The 18348-nt window shown below is 59.1% G+C and carries 13 protein-coding genes and 3 pseudogenes; 7 read left to right on the forward strand and 9 right to left on the reverse strand.

Going from position 1 to position 18348, the window contains the following annotated elements; translation table 11 throughout:
- Positions 1–9 precede the first annotated feature (9 nt).
- Positions 10–2325: a type IV secretion system DNA-binding domain-containing protein gene (locus DHN10_RS17030; protein ID WP_159087036.1), complete on the reverse strand. Its 2316-nt coding sequence runs from the start codon at positions 2323–2325 to the stop codon at positions 10–12.
- Between the two features lie 91 nt (positions 2326–2416).
- On the opposite strand from DHN10_RS17030, the gene DHN10_RS17035 reads away from it, so the two are divergent.
- From DHN10_RS17035 to DHN10_RS17055, 5 genes are all read left to right on the forward strand, one after another.
- Positions 2417–3103: a DsbA family protein gene (locus tag DHN10_RS17035; protein WP_108816568.1), complete on the forward strand. Its 687-nt coding sequence runs from the start codon at positions 2417–2419 to the stop codon at positions 3101–3103.
- Positions 3103–3543 carry a hypothetical protein gene (locus tag DHN10_RS17040; RefSeq protein ID WP_108816569.1) on the forward strand — a complete coding sequence of 147 codons (441 nt, stop codon included), beginning with the start codon at positions 3103–3105 and terminating at the stop codon, positions 3541–3543. The genes DHN10_RS17035 and DHN10_RS17040 overlap by 1 nt, the downstream gene beginning before the upstream one ends.
- A gap of 249 nt (positions 3544–3792) precedes the next feature.
- Complete coding sequence (locus tag DHN10_RS17045) at positions 3793–4101, forward strand: TSCPD domain-containing protein (RefSeq protein WP_159087037.1); 309 nt, start codon at positions 3793–3795, stop codon at positions 4099–4101.
- A 4-nt stretch (positions 4102–4105) separates the two neighbouring features.
- Positions 4106–4540 (forward strand): GIY-YIG nuclease family protein, encoded by a 435-nt coding sequence (locus DHN10_RS20215; RefSeq protein ID WP_373456721.1) that lies wholly within the window; start codon positions 4106–4108, stop codon positions 4538–4540.
- A complete protein-coding gene (locus DHN10_RS17055) occupies positions 4537–4743 on the forward strand; it encodes a hypothetical protein (protein ID WP_108816572.1) in 207 nt (68 codons plus the stop codon). The genes DHN10_RS20215 and DHN10_RS17055 overlap by 4 nt, the downstream gene beginning before the upstream one ends.
- Here DHN10_RS17055 and DHN10_RS17060 read toward each other — a convergent pair.
- From DHN10_RS17060 to DHN10_RS17075, 4 genes are all read right to left on the reverse strand, one after another.
- The gene (locus tag DHN10_RS17060) at positions 4740–5093 is read right to left on the reverse strand and encodes a hypothetical protein (protein WP_159087038.1); all 354 of its coding nucleotides are present in this window, start codon (positions 5091–5093) and stop codon (positions 4740–4742) included. The genes DHN10_RS17055 and DHN10_RS17060 overlap by 4 nt on opposite strands.
- 455 nt (positions 5094–5548) lie before the next feature.
- Positions 5549–8800 (reverse strand): hypothetical protein, encoded by a 3252-nt coding sequence (locus DHN10_RS17065; protein WP_108816574.1) that lies wholly within the window; start codon positions 8798–8800, stop codon positions 5549–5551.
- 23 nt (positions 8801–8823) lie between these two features.
- Positions 8824–11907, reverse strand: a complete 3084-nt coding sequence (locus DHN10_RS17070; protein ID WP_108816575.1) for a vWA domain-containing protein — start codon at positions 11905–11907, stop codon at positions 8824–8826.
- Entirely contained in the window at positions 11900–14140 is a 2241-nt protein-coding gene (locus tag DHN10_RS17075; RefSeq protein WP_108816576.1) for a hypothetical protein, read from the reverse strand. The genes DHN10_RS17070 and DHN10_RS17075 overlap by 8 nt, the downstream gene beginning before the upstream one ends.
- Before the next feature lie 336 nt (positions 14141–14476).
- On the opposite strand from DHN10_RS17075, the pseudogene DHN10_RS17080 reads away from it, so the two are divergent.
- A pseudogene (locus DHN10_RS17080) lies at positions 14477–15250 on the forward strand (IS5 family transposase).
- Positions 15251–15265: 15 nt separating this feature from the next.
- On the opposite strand, the pseudogene DHN10_RS20035 reads toward DHN10_RS17080, so the two are convergent.
- Positions 15266–15401 (reverse strand): annotated as a pseudogene (locus DHN10_RS20035) (IS5/IS1182 family transposase); the annotation flags it as partial.
- Positions 15402–15524: 123 nt separating this feature from the next.
- Between DHN10_RS20035 and DHN10_RS17085 the strand changes: the two are divergent.
- The gene (locus DHN10_RS17085) at positions 15525–16082 is read left to right on the forward strand and encodes a hypothetical protein (protein WP_108816577.1); all 558 of its coding nucleotides are present in this window, start codon (positions 15525–15527) and stop codon (positions 16080–16082) included.
- Between the two features lie 469 nt (positions 16083–16551).
- Here DHN10_RS17085 and yddG read toward each other — a convergent pair.
- The 3 genes and pseudogenes from yddG to DHN10_RS17100 all read right to left on the reverse strand — a co-directional run bounded on the left by yddG (position 16552) and on the right by DHN10_RS17100 (position 18347).
- Positions 16552–17417, reverse strand: a pseudogene (gene yddG / locus DHN10_RS17090) (aromatic amino acid exporter YddG).
- Between the two features lie 11 nt (positions 17418–17428).
- Positions 17429–17914, reverse strand: coding sequence for a DUF6653 family protein (locus tag DHN10_RS17095; RefSeq protein WP_108816578.1), 486 nt, complete (start codon positions 17912–17914; stop codon positions 17429–17431).
- Positions 17915–17945: 31 nt separating this feature from the next.
- On the reverse strand, positions 17946–18347 hold the full coding sequence (locus DHN10_RS17100) for a hypothetical protein (protein ID WP_159087039.1): 402 nt from the start codon (positions 18345–18347) through the stop codon (positions 17946–17948).
- Between the last annotated feature and the right edge of the window lies 1 nt (position 18348).

The raw sequence follows: 18348 nt of genomic DNA on the forward strand, positions 1-18348 counted from the left end.
CAGCATCGATCAAGCACCCGACGGCGCATCTGGGGACCAGCCGCTTGGCAGTGGAAGATTGCGTTGGGGCGGCTCGGATGGGGTTGCGGCTTTCGTATCGCCGTCGCCTGGTTCGCCTTCAACGGCAGCGGGTTCATCATCATGGTTCTCGGAGTGATTAAACAAGTTGATCTGAACCGGGGGCTGATCAGGTTCAGGACCTTCATAACGCGGGGGAATTGGCCCTTCAGTTCTGATAACCACTTCCGAGCCGGCACCGGCCGTCCCCGATGCCTCTTCGTCATCACCTTGGGGACAAATGGGTGCGTTCCTTGCCAACCCATCACCCAATGCGACGACAGGATGGATGTTTTCGGGGTGGGTCCCTGCATTGAAGCAACTCTTAAAGTGCTCGAAATAGACTCGGTACTCAGAGCAGGGCCCAGTTGCATCTGGGGGAAATTCACTGGCATCGCAGTGAAATCGCCAACCACACCATTGGTGGAACGCGCGAACAATCTCGACAGCCTTTGCCGGATCTTCTTTCGGCGTCTTGGCCTTTGGCTCAACATATTCCGCAAAACCAGCTGCGTTCCCCATGTAGGGCAAGAACCGCGGTTGTGTTTCATCCACAAAGACCTGTTTCATATCGACAACCGCAGTTGGAGAGTCGTAGGCGAATTTGACGGCGGCCCGGTGTTGCGGAAGGCTTTGTATCTCTGCAGGTGTGATGATTGCGCGTTCGACACGCTGTTGAGTGAAGCCAACGCCGTCGCGTGCCTCATGCGCACCAACGCTGACATTTGTGTTCGACTCCCATTTGTCCTGGTTGCCAAGCATTTCAGAACACAGCTTTGCTGTCCGAAAATCGGGGGTGTTGAAGACAATCCGGTTGTTGACTGTACCGGAAATTGTCTGGGCGGCTTCACGTCCGTAGATGTCTTCCAGCTGGCTATAGACCTGATAGCCAAGGACGAAAGCCCCACCAAACTGACGGATTTCAGCGAGTGAGCTGATTAGGAAGGGGAGACGGTTGAGGGTAGGGACCTCATCCATGAAGAAGTAACAGCGTGGCTCGCTTGCAGGCCCCATCCCCATCAAAGCGTTGGCAGAGATTTCTAGCATCGTAGAAATGATGTTGCGCGTCGCCGCAGCGTGTTCGGCGTCACCAGTCAGAAACAACAAGGATGGCTCATCCGATTTCATCCATTCTCGGATTGAAAAGGCCTCAGCATCGTCGCGGAGATATTCAAGAAAACGCAGTTCAGAAATCAGGTTCGCGCGAATGCTCTGGGCGGTCTTAACGATATCCTCGTTGAAGAAGTGAGAGCCTGGTGTGCCGGCAATGAGTTTGGCGAGAACCTCTGAATCGAGATGCAACAAGTGTTGGATCAACGATTTAACAGTACGACGCTTGGTTTTATACAGTTCCCGCGCAGCGTAATCGAAGACGATACGCGCCGCCTGAGACCAAAAAGGGTCGCTTGCAGCGCCGCGATGTTCTGGGATCATGACTTCGCCAAGTTGGGTGAAAGACGCCGCGTCGAGAACATCATCGAATGGGTTCCAGGATGAAGACCGATCATCAAACGGGTTGATGAGATAGTCTGTTCTTTCGTCGTGGAAACGAGAAACAAAGCCACCCATCCGATCGTAGATAATGGCCTTTCCACCGTTCTCACGGATGATGGAAAGCATCTCAATCATGGCATTGGTTTTACCGACACCGACGGTACCATTCAGCATCGTCTGGGCTTCGACGGCGTCTGGAGGAAATGGAATGCCAGCGATCGTCAAGGGTTTCGCTGTCTTCCGTCCCTTGTGCTTTTTCTTGTATTTCCGCCATTTGAGAGCACTCCAGCCTTTGAGCTGAGAGGCAGAGACTAGGCGCGCGCCGCGAACGAACTCATCTTCCTGAACGCGGTTTCCCGTTTTGATGAAGATAAGCAGGGAAAGCAGACCCAAGAGTATGGCAGGAATGCCTGCAAGCCTGGCCGAGCTATGAAATGTGTAAAAGAACCCATCCCTGATGCGCCGATATTGAGTGTTTCGATAGATCTGCACGGCTGGAACGGTGACGGTGTCTCCTGTCAGATCTTTGAAGGTGTAGAGCTGGTCGAAGCCGTTTTGTCCTACGACACCGCGTTCGGCCATTTCATAGTAGAAAGCGAAACGCATCTCGCTTGGGTTGTATGCGCGCGCGACTAAGAAGACGAAGCTACAGACGTAGATCAAGGCGCCGACAACAGTCGCAAACCGAAGGACTTGCCATCCCATCCGCCACCAATGCTGTGCCGTTTGGCCGCCGCGGATGAGTGTTGAAGCTGAGCTTACTGTCTTGGCCATCATCAGATCCCCAAAAAATTGATGTATTTGTGGCTAGACTAGTCCATAAAAGTGTTAGAGAAGAGTTTTTACACTATTAAGGGATGAAAAAATGCGTGCTTTGGTTTTTGCAAGTGTATTGCTGGCCGGTTCGCCACTTGCGGCAGAAGATGACTTTGATCAGCGGGTCATCGAGGCAATACTGAATAACCCAGAGGTAGTATTGCTTGCGATCCAAAGGTTGGAGGCTGAGCGAGAATTGGCAGCAACGGAAGTTGAAAGGCGTCAGATCGCGGAGGTAGCTGACCAGCTGTTTGGCGACGACCCTGAGATTCGGCTTGTGGAATTCTTTGACTACCGCTGTGGGTACTGTGCGCAGAGCGCATCACAGATGCAGACTTTACCTCATGAGTTGACGAAAGGCGTTCGATTGTTCGAATTCCCGATCTTGGGACAAGAATCGACCGACATAGCGAAGGTATCGATCGCAGTCCGCAACGTTGAGGGCGATAATGCATACCAGCGTTTCCACTATGCGGTGTTCGATGCGGCGGGCAGGGTAGGGGATACAGCAAGCGCCATAAGGCTTGCAGCGAGCCTTGGATACGACGCCGACGCCATTGCCGGTGAGGCGCAGTCCAACGATGTGGCTGCTGAGATTCTTCGAAACCAGAGGCTTGCGGCAACCCTCGGGATCAGAGGGACGCCAACGTTTGTTGGACGGGATCAGATCTACGACGGTTTGCTGAACCCCGAAGAGCTTGTGGAAATTCTTGATACTGAAAAGGACGAATCCTGATGAGAGTTCCAATTGTATTGATTTCCGCCGCGACATTGGCCGGTTGCATGAACACTGGGCAGCCATCTGTTCAGGCATTGCCTACGGTCGGCCAACGAACAAGTGATGCATCTACACTGGCGCTCAGCTGCAACGAGCTGGCGACCAGGAACAACAATATCACCGTCAGAGTAAGAGAGCTTGAAGCAGAACAGCAACGTGCAGCACGCGCCAATGCGCTAACCGATGCCGTTGTTGGTGTTGGGCTCACAGCCGTTCTTGGCGCAGGCGCGCAGGGCGGCCTCAACGGTATACGAGCGGCGTCTGCCACCGCGCAGGGTGTAGATGCAGTGCGTAGGGCGGAGCAAGGCCAAGGGTCCATCGCAAATGTGACGGACTCCTTGGCGCTACTACAGCGATCCGCGGAGTTGCAGCGCGCCTACGTCGAAAAGGGCTGCTAACGGTGTTGGGTCCATTTGAAGTGCCATCAGTGGAGCAGGTGCTCGCGTCGGAACATGCCTCCGACTGGATAAAGAGATCTGTAGCGGAGTTGGTGGAGCAGGACCCGGCAACGGCCAAGCAGGAAGCGTTCTGGCTATACTTGATCATGAACCAAAGAGCGAAAGCGACGCTCTGACGTCCAACTCAACAACAACGGATCTAAGAAGATGGGGCCAAAGAAGGTACGCAAAAAACTGCCAGATCGGAGATTGACAGAAACGCGAAAGGTTGAGACGGACCTCGGCCAAACGGTGTTCCTGTCAGTCGGATACGACCCGGACCAACCGGATGAACCAAGAGAGGTCTTCTATTCCTCAGGTTTCAAGTCTGGGTCGATGCTTGAGTTTCAGGTGCAGGACTTCTGTGTTTTGTTTTCGCTTTTGCTCCAGCATGGGATGGAGCCGGACGATGTGGCAAAATCGTTGGCGCGCAAAGAAAACCATGACGGAACACTGTCATTCGCAAGCATATCAGGGCTAATTGTGGATGAACTATCCAAACCGCCGGCATGGGCTTAGTGCGATGAGAAAGCGGCGACGGCACCGGCAAAACTATGTCCCCTGGTTCAAGACAAGAGGGTGGGGAACAGTCTACTTAGTTCAATCTCGCTCCGAGCCTGAGTTGTTCAAAGTCGGTTTCACGAAGCGGAAGACGAATACGCGTAGAAACGAGCTCAAGCGCCTTGTGGACGGAGGTCTGCGAATTGTGTTTACTGTTTCAATGCCACACGCCTACGTCACTGAGCAGAAGACCCTTAAGGGCTTGGCCGGGCGCTGGCTTGGGCGCCGCGATCGCCGAGGAACCGAATGGTTTCGGTTGCGGCGGACAGAGACGATTGACGACATTTCAACGAGGATCTTGAGAAGTGCCAGACAAGTGCAGTTCGAGGCACGTCTAAAGTTCTCATGGGCCAAGAAAAGTAAAATCCGAACATTTCCAGCGCAGCCGACGTCATGAACCGCTTTAAGGTTATCTTTGAGGACGGACGCGAAGAGATGTTTTCTGGAGAGCATAAATCGGCTGTACTCTATGGCATCACGCGGCTCGAACAGACACCGATGTTGCCGTTCTTGGGGGTCAAGCTGATAAGCGATGAGAACGGCGACATCCTTTGGCCGGCGTCCGAGATTGCTAAAAGACATGCAGTCTCGGACAGCTAGGCGGAGCGCGGAAACTCAGGCCCGACAGCGCGATCGATACGCCACGACATGTCGTGACGATTTCCGCATCGTTTGCAAACGAAGTCGCTCGCGAAGCTCTCGATCGGCCGATGTTCATGATATCGTTCCAAAAGAATGTGTGGTGCTACAAAGTAGGCTTTATGGCAGGCGGGGCAGGTGACGACTAAAACGTCACGCGCCGTCAGCTGTTTCAGGCGGATCGCAAACTTGAAGCCGAGAGTGACAGGTTCGTATGGCATTCTGCCAAATTGCACATGTTCCTTCTTTGTTCCACAATTTTTCTTGTGATGGCTCTGCCGCAGACTGGCGACGGTCACGAAGTTGTTCACCAGTCTTCATGAAATTGATCATCGCTAACAGCGGACATCAATGGCGTGGTCCACGGACGACCGAGTCGCGGGACAAAACCGACCTTGGATGTCCTACCTTCGCTGGCGCAGCATTCCTTCGCACTTGCGGCAGCACTCTTTCGGCAACGCAGCGGTTTTCAAGGGACCAAACATTCAAAGTCGTCCAGGGTGGCAAATTTCAAACCGTCCAAGGGAATCCCAACGACTCAGGTTTTCGGCGGGGCGCTTTAGAAGAGCAATAAAGGCCCAAGCAATTTCTGCTCGGGCCTTTTCGAGCCTACCTAGTTGTGTGATTAGCGGCCCGAGACGCTCCTGCCAGAGGTACCCGTCCGCCAGCTTCACCCCCGCCTTATCGTGCGTCACCAACTTTCGCGCTATCTCAGTCCACCCCGCGCGCAACCCGCTCGGCAGAGCCGCACTCTGCCCCCTGCGCGCTAGAGCCGGCTGCGGGCATAGCCGAGGTTGTTTTCCAACAGGCTGCTCGATCCGACGTCGGCAAGCCCACGCTTGTAGACGTCGACGGCGGCGGCCCAATCCTCCGCATCTAAATGTCGTCGCGCCCATTGGTTGTAGAGGTACACTCGGACCTCGTGATCGGTCTCGTCCGCCAGCACTTCGGACAGCTTGTCCACCAGCTGCAGCGCTGCCTCTGCTTCGCCCGAAGCTACGAGGCCCCCGACATGGCGGGCGACGATCTGCTCCAGCACGTCCTGCAGGCCCGTCGTGTCGGGCAAGATGGTCCGGATTGCGGAAACGGCCGCGATCAGACCCGTTTCCCCACCACTTGCCAAGGCCGAGGCTGTCCATTCCTGCATAACATAGGGAACGTTGCGCCGTAAATCGCGTGACGCGGGGACGACGGCGAAGCCATTGGCATAGGCCCTGAGCGCGGCCTCCCACTCGCGAGATTGGAGGTGCCCGTCGCCCCAGCTGCGGTAGAGGTCCACCGCAAGCCCTTCGACCTCTTCCGTCGCGAGGAAACCGAGTGCCCGGCGCAGCTCCCCCTCGGCCGCAGCAACATCGCCGGACTCGACGAGCGCGACGATATGACGGCGCACGGCCCGGCGTCCCATGTCCGCGACTTTAGCGTCGCCAGGGAACAGCGTGACCAGCATCGACATCACTGTGACGATCCCCTCTGCACCCGAGTCCGCCGCCGCGTCGCCGGTCCATTGCTGCGCGACATAGGCGACGTTGTTGGAAAAAAGCGACGGATCGGCCAGATCGACCCGCGCGTCAGCATAGACCTGAGCCGCCTTCGGCCAGTCTCGGGCGCGCATCGCAACCTGCGCCTCGCTGTCGACGATATGGTGCTGCAGCTCCGCGAACCTGTCCTGTGACACCACGAGCTGTGCGGCGTCGAGTATCTGCCGGGCGCTGTCGTAGTGGCTGACAGCAAGCGCGTCCGAGATAGCGCGGACGATTTCATTCTCGCCTTGGTTGCTATCAAGATCGGGGAACAGCACCCGGAGCCGCGCCACAATCTCGGCCAGCGCCACCGCCCCGCCGGCGTTATATGCCGAACGGCGCCATTCCTGCGCTACGTAGCGGGCGTTCCGGGACAGGAGCCGGTCGCCGGGATAAGCCGTGCGCCCGGCGGCATAGAGTTCGGCAGCAGCGGGCCAGTCGGCCGCGTCGATGAGGCTGTGCCCATATATGTCGTAGACCCGCGGGCCCAAATCTGGATCATCGACGCCCGCCGCCGCAAGCCCCTTAATTGCTTGTGCCGTTAAGGCCAGCGCGTCCGCCATGGGCGCGGTTCGGGCGGCCTCGTCCACGTGTCGCATTACGTAGGTTTCGGCCACTCCGTCGAGCGCCCCCGGCTCCGGCACCTGGTCCAGCGCGGCCGCGAGCACCGCCAGCCCGGCGGCAAAATCGGGCGCCGCGCGCATTGCTTCTTGGACGAGGTAGGGCACGCTCCGGCTAAGCCGCGCGTCGTCGGGAAAGGTGGCGAGCCCCTTGGTCAGAACGTCCATCGCGGCAGCAAAATCCCGGCCGTCGATCTCATCGTTCGTCCAGCGCAGGTAGGCACCGCGGCGCCATTCGTTGAGGTTCGTCCGTGCGGTGCCGTCAAGGATCAAAAGACCGCTCTCCGCCGCTTCGAGGGCGGCCGCCCAATCCCCCAACTTGATCAGATCCTCGGCCGGACGCAGGAAGACTGCCGCCTTCGCCGCGTCGTAATCCGCACCCGGCGAGGCAGTCGCGACTCGATCGAGGATCGCGATGGCTTCCACAGCGTCGCCGCCCTCTGCGACGGCATAAGCCCAGCGTTCCCACGTCGCGCGCTCCCGCGCGACAAGCCCGTCGTCTTCCGGCGCGAGCCGGGTCCCGAGCGCGGCAACCTGCGTAGCGGCCTCCCATTGGCCGCTATCGGCGAAGGACGCGCTCCATTTCCCAAGCGCGACCAGCGCATTCTGGACAGCGGACGTGAATTCAGGATCCAGGCTCAAGGCGCGGAAATTGTGCAGCAGCGCATCATTGTATCGATCCGTGCGCAGGGCCTCCACCCCGTGATTGTAGTAGATAAGGGCGACGAGCCCTGCCGGCCCAATCTCGCGCCGCTTGGCGCGGTTGCTTTCTGGGATGTAGACGTAGCCGGTAAGCTCCTCGAAGGCCACAAGCCGCTCGCGCTGAGGGTCGAAGCCTTCTGGCGTCGTCGTCTCCACATCCATGTGATCGACGCCGTCATAGACGATGGCGAAAGCATGGTCCGGCACCTCGATGGCGCGGACGTCGAGCCCGAGCCGCCGGCCGATGGCGGCATAGAGCACTGCGGAAGAGACGCAGTTGAACTGCCCGTCGTCGAGCACGATTGACAAGTCGGTTTGCCGTTCGACGTAGCCGCCGGTCATCACAGTCAGGTGCAACCAAGCGAGCAAGTCCGCCCCGAGGCGGGCGGGCGGCGCCTCGGTGTCGAGCGCGTTGCGCGCCGCTGTCTCGATCGCGTCAAGCCGCGCGATATAGCCTTGCCGTGCGGCGGGATTGGTGACGCCCGAAGCCAGCAGTGCAGCTTCTTCAAAGGCCCGTTGATCGAACATGCCCTCGGCACGGCTGGCGAAGATCTCCCGCTCGGCGCCGGAGAGCGCGAACTCAGCCGGTTCAAGCGTGCCGAGACCCTCAAGCAACTGGAGAGCATTGGCCGGGCTTTCCCCAAAGGCATAGCTGCTTTCGGGCGGCCCCGTATGCCCGGCGACGGCGATCTCGGCGAGCGCGACACGGTCCGTGTCGATCCCGGGATGCAGGCGCAGCATCAGCCAACCCGTGGCGGCAGGGCGAAGGTCGAAACCCTGATTGACCCGCAGCGGGTCGATGCCCTCCTCACGCAGCGACCGGAACCCCGCCGTGGGAGAGACCGTGGAAACCAGAATGTCGATCCGCACGGGCGACGCGTCGTCCGCAGCAGGAGACAAGATGAGTTCGACACGGTTCGGGCTGACCGGCCCGTCGGGAAAGCGAAAGACGAGATCAACCGGCTCTCCGACCGGGGTATCAAAACTGGCAATCGTCGCCGGGTCGCCATCGGTCAACGCCGCGACGTCCGTCACGCGGCTGGCCAGGGTCAGTCCGCGCTCGAACGTCCCGGTTGTGGGTGCGAGAAGAGACAGATCCTCGGCTTGGGCAGAGGCGCCAGCAAGAAGGACAAGTGAAAGGGCCAGCGCGGAAAGTCTGAGAGATTGGCGGGACATAAACCCTCCTCGAGCCGTGTGCGTCATCCGGGTTCCGGCGCTCCGATCGCGATGACGCAATCGATTTGCCCTTCGAGGACCGCCAGGTCAGCACCGTCGACCAGTCCGCTCTCCGCGACGAAGTCGGCGATGCCCCGCCGGGTGGTCGGCCCCATGGCGTTATCTGCCGTGCCCACGTCGAAGCCAAGCGCTGACAGTTTCTCCTGGACCCGGCGCACCCGCTGGGTCGCGTCTCTATTCGCCGCTTCGACGTTGCAGGCCACCCCGTCGGGCAGGGCGTTATCGGGGCCCGTCGCAATGTCGAATCCGCTATCGCCGCGCAGGGAGATCTGGGACAGCTGGCCGGGCAGCACGTCCACGTCGATAACCTGCTCCGACCCGTCGACTCGAAGGTTGTAGCGGCCGCCGGAGACTGCAACGCCAATCCCGTCGACCGCGCCCTCAAAGGTTGCACCAGCATCATCGGTCAGTGTGAATTCGCGCGACACCGCCCGCCGGAAGGCCGCGGCGGCCGTCCCGGCATCCGCGGCATCAAGGTAGCGTCCGCCCCCAGCCGTCGTCAGCGATCGGATCCGTTCTATGGCGGCAGGGTTGCGGATATCGAAGCCGATTAGGGTAAAATTGAGGTCTCCCAGTTCGGCCTCGGCGAGCGCGCGCATCGTGGCCTCGGGGGTCTCGTCACATTCCTCCTGACCGTCGGTGATGACCACGAGCTTGCTGCCAGAGGGCAGACCACCGCCCTGCACCACTTGCGAGATCGCGGCGGTGATGGGGGTTGTGCCACCGATCGGCATCAGGCCATTGACGAGGCCGGCCAATTCCTCCCGGTCGAGAGGCGCGGCGTTGCGGAGCGTGAGAATATCGTCACAGGCGACGTCAACACCCGCACTTTCAGGCACGCGGCTGCCATAGACCGTCAGCGCAATGACAGCCTCGTCCGGCAACCCATCGACCAGCGCGCGGAAAGCCTCCTTACCGGCGTCCAGCCGGCTTTGACCCGAAGGCAACCGCCGTGACATTGAGCCGGAGAGATCGAAGATTACATGCGTCGCAGGCAGCACCGCGGCAGTCTCGGCATCGGCCACGACCGCCACGCGGCCTTCGCCGCCTTCGTAGTCCAGCCGGATCGTGTACCCTCTTGGTCGCGCCAAGTCCTGCGCGACGGTCAGATAGAACGCGGCCAGCGCGGCGCTGTCGGCAGTGTAGTAGTTGCGCCCGCCGGTCGCGACCGCCGTTGTTTCAAAAAATTGCCGGCCAGTGACCGAATAGGTTGGGGAAAATGTTTCGAACTCAGCGCCAAGTCCGATGCTGTAGATCGGCACGCCCGAGCCACTGATCCGGTCCCAATAGACGCCGTAGCTGGACTCGCTCGCCGTATCCTGACCGTCGCCTAGTAGCACAATGCTGTGTTCCCCGGTTCGATCCGCCAGAAGGTCGAGCGCCACGCCAACCCCATCGAAGATCGCGGTACCGCCATCGGGCGTCACCTTACCCTCCAGTGCGGCCCGCAGGACGGCGGGATCAGAGGTGAAACCGTCTGTGAGGACCTCGACCGTGTCGGAGTAGCGGACCAACGCCACCTCTTGCCAATCCGGCAGCGCGTCGATGAAGCTGTTCAGAGCATTGGATAGGTCATCAGCGCTGTCCTCCATGCTGCCGCTTACATCGAAGACGACGACGGTGGAGGCCGCAAGTTGCTTAACCACAAGCGTGTCCGGTAGGTCTGAAAGTGGTATGATAGCCTCGGGGGGCAAGGCGCTATTTTCGCCCCATGTCAGCCGGTGGGACGGCACGCCTTCGGAAGTAACTGTGATCCTTGCCGCAGAGGCACCGTCGGGTGGCGGTGAGGGACGCCAGAGGTCAGCAGTGGCGGGTGACACCGTCCGGCCCTGCATGTTCATCCCAGCTGACAGGTCGCGTGGGCCCGCCGCGTCAGTCGGTGGCAGGTCTGCAACCGGGGCCACGGCCTGCTGTGTCATGGTCCGACGAAAGAGTGGCACGTAGCCCTCCCGTCGCCCCTCAATGGCCTGTATGCGCCCCATGCCAATGAAGCCGCTCGGCCCCGCGATCATTGTCAACCGGAGCCAGCGGGCATCAGCATCGACGGCAATCTCATGCCGATCCGCCGCCGGATCGATTGCCGCCTCGGTGATCCTCACCCAGTCATCGGGTCCGGCGGTGGAGACATCGACAGCAACACGCACCGGCGGGTCCTCTCCCAGAACGTCGAGGACGATCTTGTCTACAAGCGCCTCTTCAAAGTCGCGGAAGGCAAATACCGCTTCGGCTGCCTCCGAGCGGTCATAGCGCGACGTGCCCCACCACGTGGGCTCTGGTATCGTCAGAACAAGTGGGAAGCTACGGCGCCGGCCCATATCGCTTAGCGCGACAAGCCGACCGCCTGCACCCGGACCTAGCAGGTTAGCTGGGTAGTCCTCGACAACCGAGGGCGCGGCATCTGAGGCTTCCCAGACCTCGATTTCTGCAAGCGCGGGGGCGCTGTCGAAATGTGTTCCCTCGATCACGACGCGCAATCGGTCGGTCGATGTGCCCGCCGGAAGTGGGATCAAATTCTGCCTTTGGTCCTTGGGTATTTCTGCCCGGGCCACTGTCTCGAACCCGCCGTCCCGACGAACAAGGATTTCCACCGTGGTGGGGATATTGAAAAACGGGAACGGGCCGATCTCGGGCATCCGCGTATCAAGGACAACGGCAGAGACCTCGGCCACTGCACCCCCGGCAAATCCCACCTCGATGGACTGTGGAAAACGCGAATCTTCTGCCAACCAGCCGCATATCAGGCAACTCCCAAATCCGCGGTCATCAACGATCACCCCAAGCCCGTCGTTCAGATAAAGGGCAGATCGGCCGCGCTTGTCAGACGACGTCGCGGGCGCAACCGTACCACCAAGAAAGGATGCCGCGATGTTCACGGGTCGGTCGGGCAGATTCCAGTCAGAGAGTTCTGACCTTGCCAGCCACGGCGCAAGCGTCGCGGGGTCACCCAAATCTGCGGCCTCGGGCATACTCTGGGCCACCGCCGCTTGATTGCACAGCCAGACCGCCGCAGCGACCGCACCGGCCCGCTTAAACCAGCCTCTACGCATTGCACCATGCCTCGAATGCCGCGCCTTCAAGCTGCGAGCCTACACCATAGGTCTCCCCGCCCAACTCGTCGTAGACCAACCCACCGAGAAAATCATAAGTGTTCAACAAAAGCTTGCCGCCTGCACCGTAACCAGAATTCTCAATCAACATACCGCGGATCGAGCCGGGCGCATCCAGCATGCCGGCCGTCGTCGGGCTCATCACCGGCATGTAGAGATTGAAAAGGAACATCAGGGCCATGCCCTGTCGGGCCAACGGATTATTGCAGGCCTCGGCGGCCTTCTTGAACGAGTAGACCGAATGGAGCGTCTTCGCGACTTCGAAGGTGTACTCGCCAAGGATGATGGTTCGATCGATGAAGGACCCGCCGCGGCCGGTGATGTCGATGCCGGTTGCCGTGCCGGTGACCGGATCGACTCGCCACCAAGCTAGAGGATCATTGCTGCGCGCGACGACAAGACTGCCGGCCCCCAAGTCAGCCAAAGCCGCCTGTCGGGCGCTTTGGTCTGCCCCGCTGGTCAGCACGTCGCTCACGTCAACAAGACGCAGCGACTCGGCATCGGCGAGCACTCGGAAGGCGCTGGAAGATTCCACGGGGTCCTCCCCCAGCACGAGCAGGTCCTCAAAAAGCGTCTCCTCGACCCCCGCCAGGATCGCAATATCCGCCGCGGGCTCCCAGCCGCCGGCGGTCTCGCGCCACGCGTTGAGGCCCGACTGACGGATATCGAAGGTCTCGATCTCTCGGCCGCCGGCCAGCGCGCGCAGCGTCCGAACGGCGATCAGGGGCGCACCGCGGTATATCAGACCGTCGGCCCCCGCTGCCCTCCCCGCAGCAAGATCATAGCCGTTCAACAGCGGCAAGGTGGAAAGCGGCACATAATCTTCGGTCTCCCAGACACGGAGCGCCCCCTTGATCGACGCGATCTGCACGTCGAGCAGATGGGCTGGGGTTGCCCGACCGGTGTGAACAATCACGCTCCAGTAGCCCGGCACCCAGTCGCGCGGCAGGCGTCCGTCCTCGGCGGCGAGTTGCCGCCAGTCAACCCTCCAAGCCTCAAAGGGTTCGTGTATCTCCAGTTCCATCGTGACGGCCACGAGGTCGGCTGACGAGGTCAGGCTCTCCGCTAGCTCGCCGCCCAGTCCCCCGCCGATCTCGCTGGAAAGGCCCCCAAGCGCCGAGGCAAAGCCACCAATCGCCTCGCTCGCCCCGCCTGCGAGGACGTCGTCCAGCTCGCGCAGCGTGCCGTCCGCACCGAACGGATGCGTCCCTTCGAGAAGCCGACCGGCGACGATCGGCAGGAAGATTTCCGCCCCCGGTTCGGGTGCCGGGTCGCCCGAGATCTCGTGCAGGGGAGCGATGACAAAGGGCAGATCGGAGTGCAGCACATCGGCCGCGTGCACATCAAGCGTCTCAAGAATGACATCGGAACTGCCATCGCTCCGCTCGATGCTCAATGTCAGTCGCACTGACTGGAGAGCCTCGTCTGGCACATCGGTAAGAGTGGTATCGGGCGCCGGGTCGATGGCCAACCCGGCGAGGTGCAGGTTCCGCCAGGCTCCGCCGATCCTGGCTTGCACCCAAGCGTAATTGCGGGCGGCTTCGACGCTCGCCTCACCCTGCGCCGCGCCGTTGGGCAACTGTGGCCCCAGCGCCTGTCTGAGCATCCCGGCCGCTTCTTCGGCCGCAGGACTTGGCGTGGCTGTCGGCGGACGCCCGGCAATGAGGTCCAGGAAGGGACCGGGCACCTCGACATCGCCGCCGCCAAGGGCAACCACGGCCGACTCGAATGCGGTCGGATCGCTAGTCGCGGGCCGTGTGGCAGGCCATTCGATCCCGGCCACTAGCCGAATCGCCGTTTCCTCCTCGAGCCGCGCCAACGCAAGGCGCGTCTCATAGCCTTTCTGGTCCAGCACCGCCCGGAGCAGCAGCGCCTGATCCCATGAATTTCCGGCTCCGGCTGCCAGCGCCCCTTCCGCCCCACGCAGGACCCCCGGATAAATGCGCCAGGCGATCCGGGCTGCGATCTCCTGCGCAATCAATTCGGGGTCATCAGGCAACGACGCGGCAAGGCCGGCGACCGAAAGTTGGCTCTGGTCCAGCAGCCCCTCAAGCCGGTCGAGGCGCTGATCGAGTTCATCCGTAACGGTCTGGGCCGTGGCTCCGGCAGATAGAACCAACGCGACCAGGATCGGACAACAATTCTTCAGAATGCGTGGAAAGAGTAGAAACATGGCGTGATAATCCTTCCGTCTCGACCCCTCCTTTCCGCAGTCAACGCAATGTCAGATCCCGGGGTCGCGTGCGCCCGTGTTGGAAATGCCAGTCGGCTCAGAAAGCATCATATGAAGAAGTATACCAACAGATCGGACAGCCGCAAGCAGTCGGCCACTAGATTGGCCGTGAGTGGGCAATTTGGCATGTCGAGGAAGCGACACATATACGAAGACGTTCTGAAGTGAACCGCACCGGGTTTGCTGGAGGCTGATTTTTTTGAGCCCAACCGAAAACTAAGTTGAGTGATTTCAGTCAGTTGTGATTTTCCTTGGGTGACAAACCTGAAGAGCACGATGCCTTGGACAGAAACTACTCGCCCGCAGTATGACCGGCGAGGCCAGCGATACGCAAGCGATAGCACCGACGATGAATGGGGTTTCGTGGAACCGTTCATGCCACCGATTTCGAAGGTCGGCCGGCCTCGCTAGACGGACATGCGGGCGGTTTAGGACGCGATTCAATACATGGCGGCAACGGGGTGCCAATGGGCGATGCTACCAAGAGAATTCCCGCGCTTCACCACAGTGCAGTATTATTTCTACCTGCTGCGCGACAGCGGCCTGCTCGATATCCTCAACGAGACCCTTGCCGCCGCCTCCCGCCTGTTATCAGGCCGCACAGCGGAGCCGACGGTTGGGATCATCGATAGCCAATCGGTGAAGACCACAGAGAGCGGCGGCCCCACAGGCTATGATGCGGGCAAGAAAATAAAGGGGCGCAAGCGGCACATCGTGACGGACACCGAAGGCAATCTTCTGGCTCTGATCACTCATACCGCCGACATCCAGGACCGTGACGGTGCGCCCGGCGTCACCGAACAGGCCCGCGACAGTTTCCCCGCGTTGGACCATGTGTTCGCCGATGGAGGGTATGCAGGGGAAAAACTGCAAACCGCTCTGCGCGAAAGGGATGGGCCCACAATCGAGATCGTCAAACGACCCCCAAAGGTGACCGGCTTCGTTGTCATCGCCCGCCGTTGGGTCGTCGAGCGCACATTTGCATGGCTCGGCCGGTGTCGCCGATTGGCGAAGGACTGGGAAACGTCAATCGCGTCGGCTGACGCATGACTGCTAATCGCCTCAATCCGCAAGATGTATACGAATGCTGCTTAGAACTGTGAACCGATCAATCGCATAACAGGTGATCTTGCCGAACGTGATCCTCAAGCGAAAATTCATAAAACCACGCCGCTTGCGCTTCCAGCTTTGGCCCCATCACCGCGGGAAACCCCCAGCATCAATGCAAAGATTGAATCAGCGTTCAGTCCCCCAAACAAGCAGAATTTTTTCGACACAATTAGCCCCTATTGACGAATGCTGCATGGTGCTTGAAAGTCCATTTATGACACAACCAATTCTGTTTCGAACTGACCTAACGGGACAAGTTCTTCCGATTGATTGGCGGGAGATGCACGAAGTTCGAAGAGATATCCTGCACTATTATGAAGAAAACTTGCATGAGCCTGTGAATGTGTACGTCATTCCAGAATACGCTAAGCTTGAGTATTGGAAGTATCTGTCTGTTTTCTTCACGGAACGCTACGCTGAATGCAAACGGTACGTATGGCTGTTTGAGCGAGGCTGCTTGGCGCTGTTAAATGGGTTAGCGCTTGACTTCCTAAACGAGCAACTTTGGGAAGACTCAGGTCTTTGGAAGAAAGGTAAAGACATTGCTAACGCAAGTTTGCCTTATCTAGAGGCCTATCGGCCTAAGGAGCCAATCCTCGAAGATGGGAGAGAATTGTTGATTGGGTCATTTCGTTTCATTGCGGCCATGGATGCGAACGATTTGGACCGAGATGGGTACCCGAAATTTGCAGTTAGAGACCAAGGAGCGTGGTTCACCCGGCACATCATCGGCGACTATTATCGCACGACAGCAGCGCTCGACTTTGGATGACCCTAGAGTATGATGCTGCTTCCGGCATTGCCTCGAAGCAGCCATTGGCGCAGCTGCAGCGGATGACGGCAAAGCCCGCGATGTGTAAAATTGCCCTCAGTTCCTCGCTGCAGGCTGCATGAACGGCTGGTCTGATCGCTGCATGACAGCACCGAAACCTATGCATCTGCGGCGATTTTCATGCGGCGAGCACGCGCAGCACAGATCTGATATTTCCGCTCTGGGCTCAAACCAGTCATCTGACGGAAACAGTCTGTCAAACTCCACGCATCTAGTGGCATAAGGTCTGCTAAGCGGACTTTCCAGCCATTCGTTTTTCGTACTTCGCTGACGCAGCATCGCTTCGCGCTTGCGGAAGGCCCGCCACCGCCTTGCAGGTCACGTCGCCAATGCGGTCATTCAATCTGGCTATGAGCCCAAGTTCTCGGCATACTGCAGTGCCGCGAGTGTCCGCCAGTGACGACATCTACTATGCCTCAGATCGGCTTGCGCGGGCTGCAATTACTGCACCTAGTGTGATGAGTCCGCTTGCCACAAACAGGGCTCCGGTTAGGCCAGCGACGCCGGCGATCACAAGCACAAATGTCGAAAGCAATGGGGCGGCATATGACGCGACGCCGAGCAACTGAATATCCCCACGTTTTACACCGATATCCCAAACGAAGAATGCCGACCCAACTGGGCCGACACCTAACCCAATAACAGCGAGCCAACCGATTGCCTCATTAGGCCAAACAGTGGTCTCAAGACCCAAGTGCGCGATACCCGACAAGACAGATGTTGCAAGGCAGAAAACCGCGACGCTTGAAGTGGGTGTCCCGCCGAGTTTTCGTGACAGAACTGAATAGCTTGCCCAAATGACGGCACATAAAAGTGCTGAGCCATATCCAAACATCGCACCTGCTTCAAAGCTTGTTCCGCCTTGGGTTATCAAGATTGCAGCTCCTGCAAATCCAATCACACCGCCGATGATATGCCCTGATTTCAGGCGTTCGCTCGGAAGCAGGCCCGAGAAAAGTACAATCAAGAGTGGCCAAAGATATGCAATCAACCCGGCCTCCGCCGCAGGAGCAAGCCGCAGGGCCGAGAAATAGAAAAAGTGATAGCCAAACAACCCGGCCGTCCCAAAGAAGTAGATCTTCCAGCTCACCCTTCCGAGAGATCTGCTGTCCCCAGTTACTATGACCCACCCGAGGCCGAGCGCGCCTCCAATAGCGAACGACATGGAAGTCAGTTGAAATGGGGGATCGGGAAAGTCTTTACCGTTAGAAGCGCAAGCAAAGCCCACATCAGCACAGCACAAAACCCGAGTATAGTCGCCTGCGATTTTGTCATGAAACGAGCCTTCACTGCATTTTTGAGTATTGATCTGCCAGAAGCCAAACCATGCGATCAAGAAACCAGAGTTTCGCGCCCATGGAAGTCACAAGCCCGGCGATGAGCCAACCAAGGTCAAGCTGCCAAAGGGCGTAGATGAGTGCGAAAACGCCAATTCCTGTGACAAGCATTAAGATCCGGCCAACGTGGACATGGTGGGCCGGGATGGGATTTATGCCCCGATCTATCCAAACACGCTCTCCCAGAACCGCCTTTGTCATCCAAGCGTGGCTATGAATAGGTGGACCAAACAAACGTGGGTTCACCCATGTCCAGACAATCACAATCAAAATGAGCCAGATTGCGCCCCAACCCAGCCAAACGCGGCTCCAGACAGCAAGGCTGAGAAACGGCAGAATGGTGAGACGCGTCCAGCCGCTCCAAGGGTTGGAATGCCTTACCCATGCCGCATCATCCATGCTCATGAGCCGTTCTGAGAATTTCGCAATGCCCATCGGTTACTCCGTTTCCTGATCAATTCGCAGACTATGCATCGTCATATCCCAGCCTGAACGAAATCAGTTCCGCTAGAATCCCGCTGCCATGAATGACAAAACTGAATGGGATCGCTGGTGCGATAGGGCTTTCCATGATTGGTGCCCACAAGAAAAAGATCGCTGAAAACGGGATACAGTGAGCCGCAATTGCAAGCGCGCTGTAACGCCCCGGCGCAGAGCCGCGAGAACCCATCCACATAGAAACAGCGACAAGCCCCATCAAAGGGTAGGCCTGCACGAGACCCACAATGGCCATGTCGTTTCCAGCAAGTCCACCATAGGGTCCTACGCCCATAGCCCCACCAAGGTATGTGGCACAAGTCAGGACCGGGGTGAGAGTCATTAGGGCAGCAGCATGCCATCCCAAGATGTGACGTCCATTCAATTTCATA

The sequence above is a fragment of the Loktanella sp. Alg231-35 genome (assembly GCF_900143545.1).
Taxonomy (GTDB): Bacteria; Pseudomonadota; Alphaproteobacteria; order Rhodobacterales; family Rhodobacteraceae; genus Yoonia.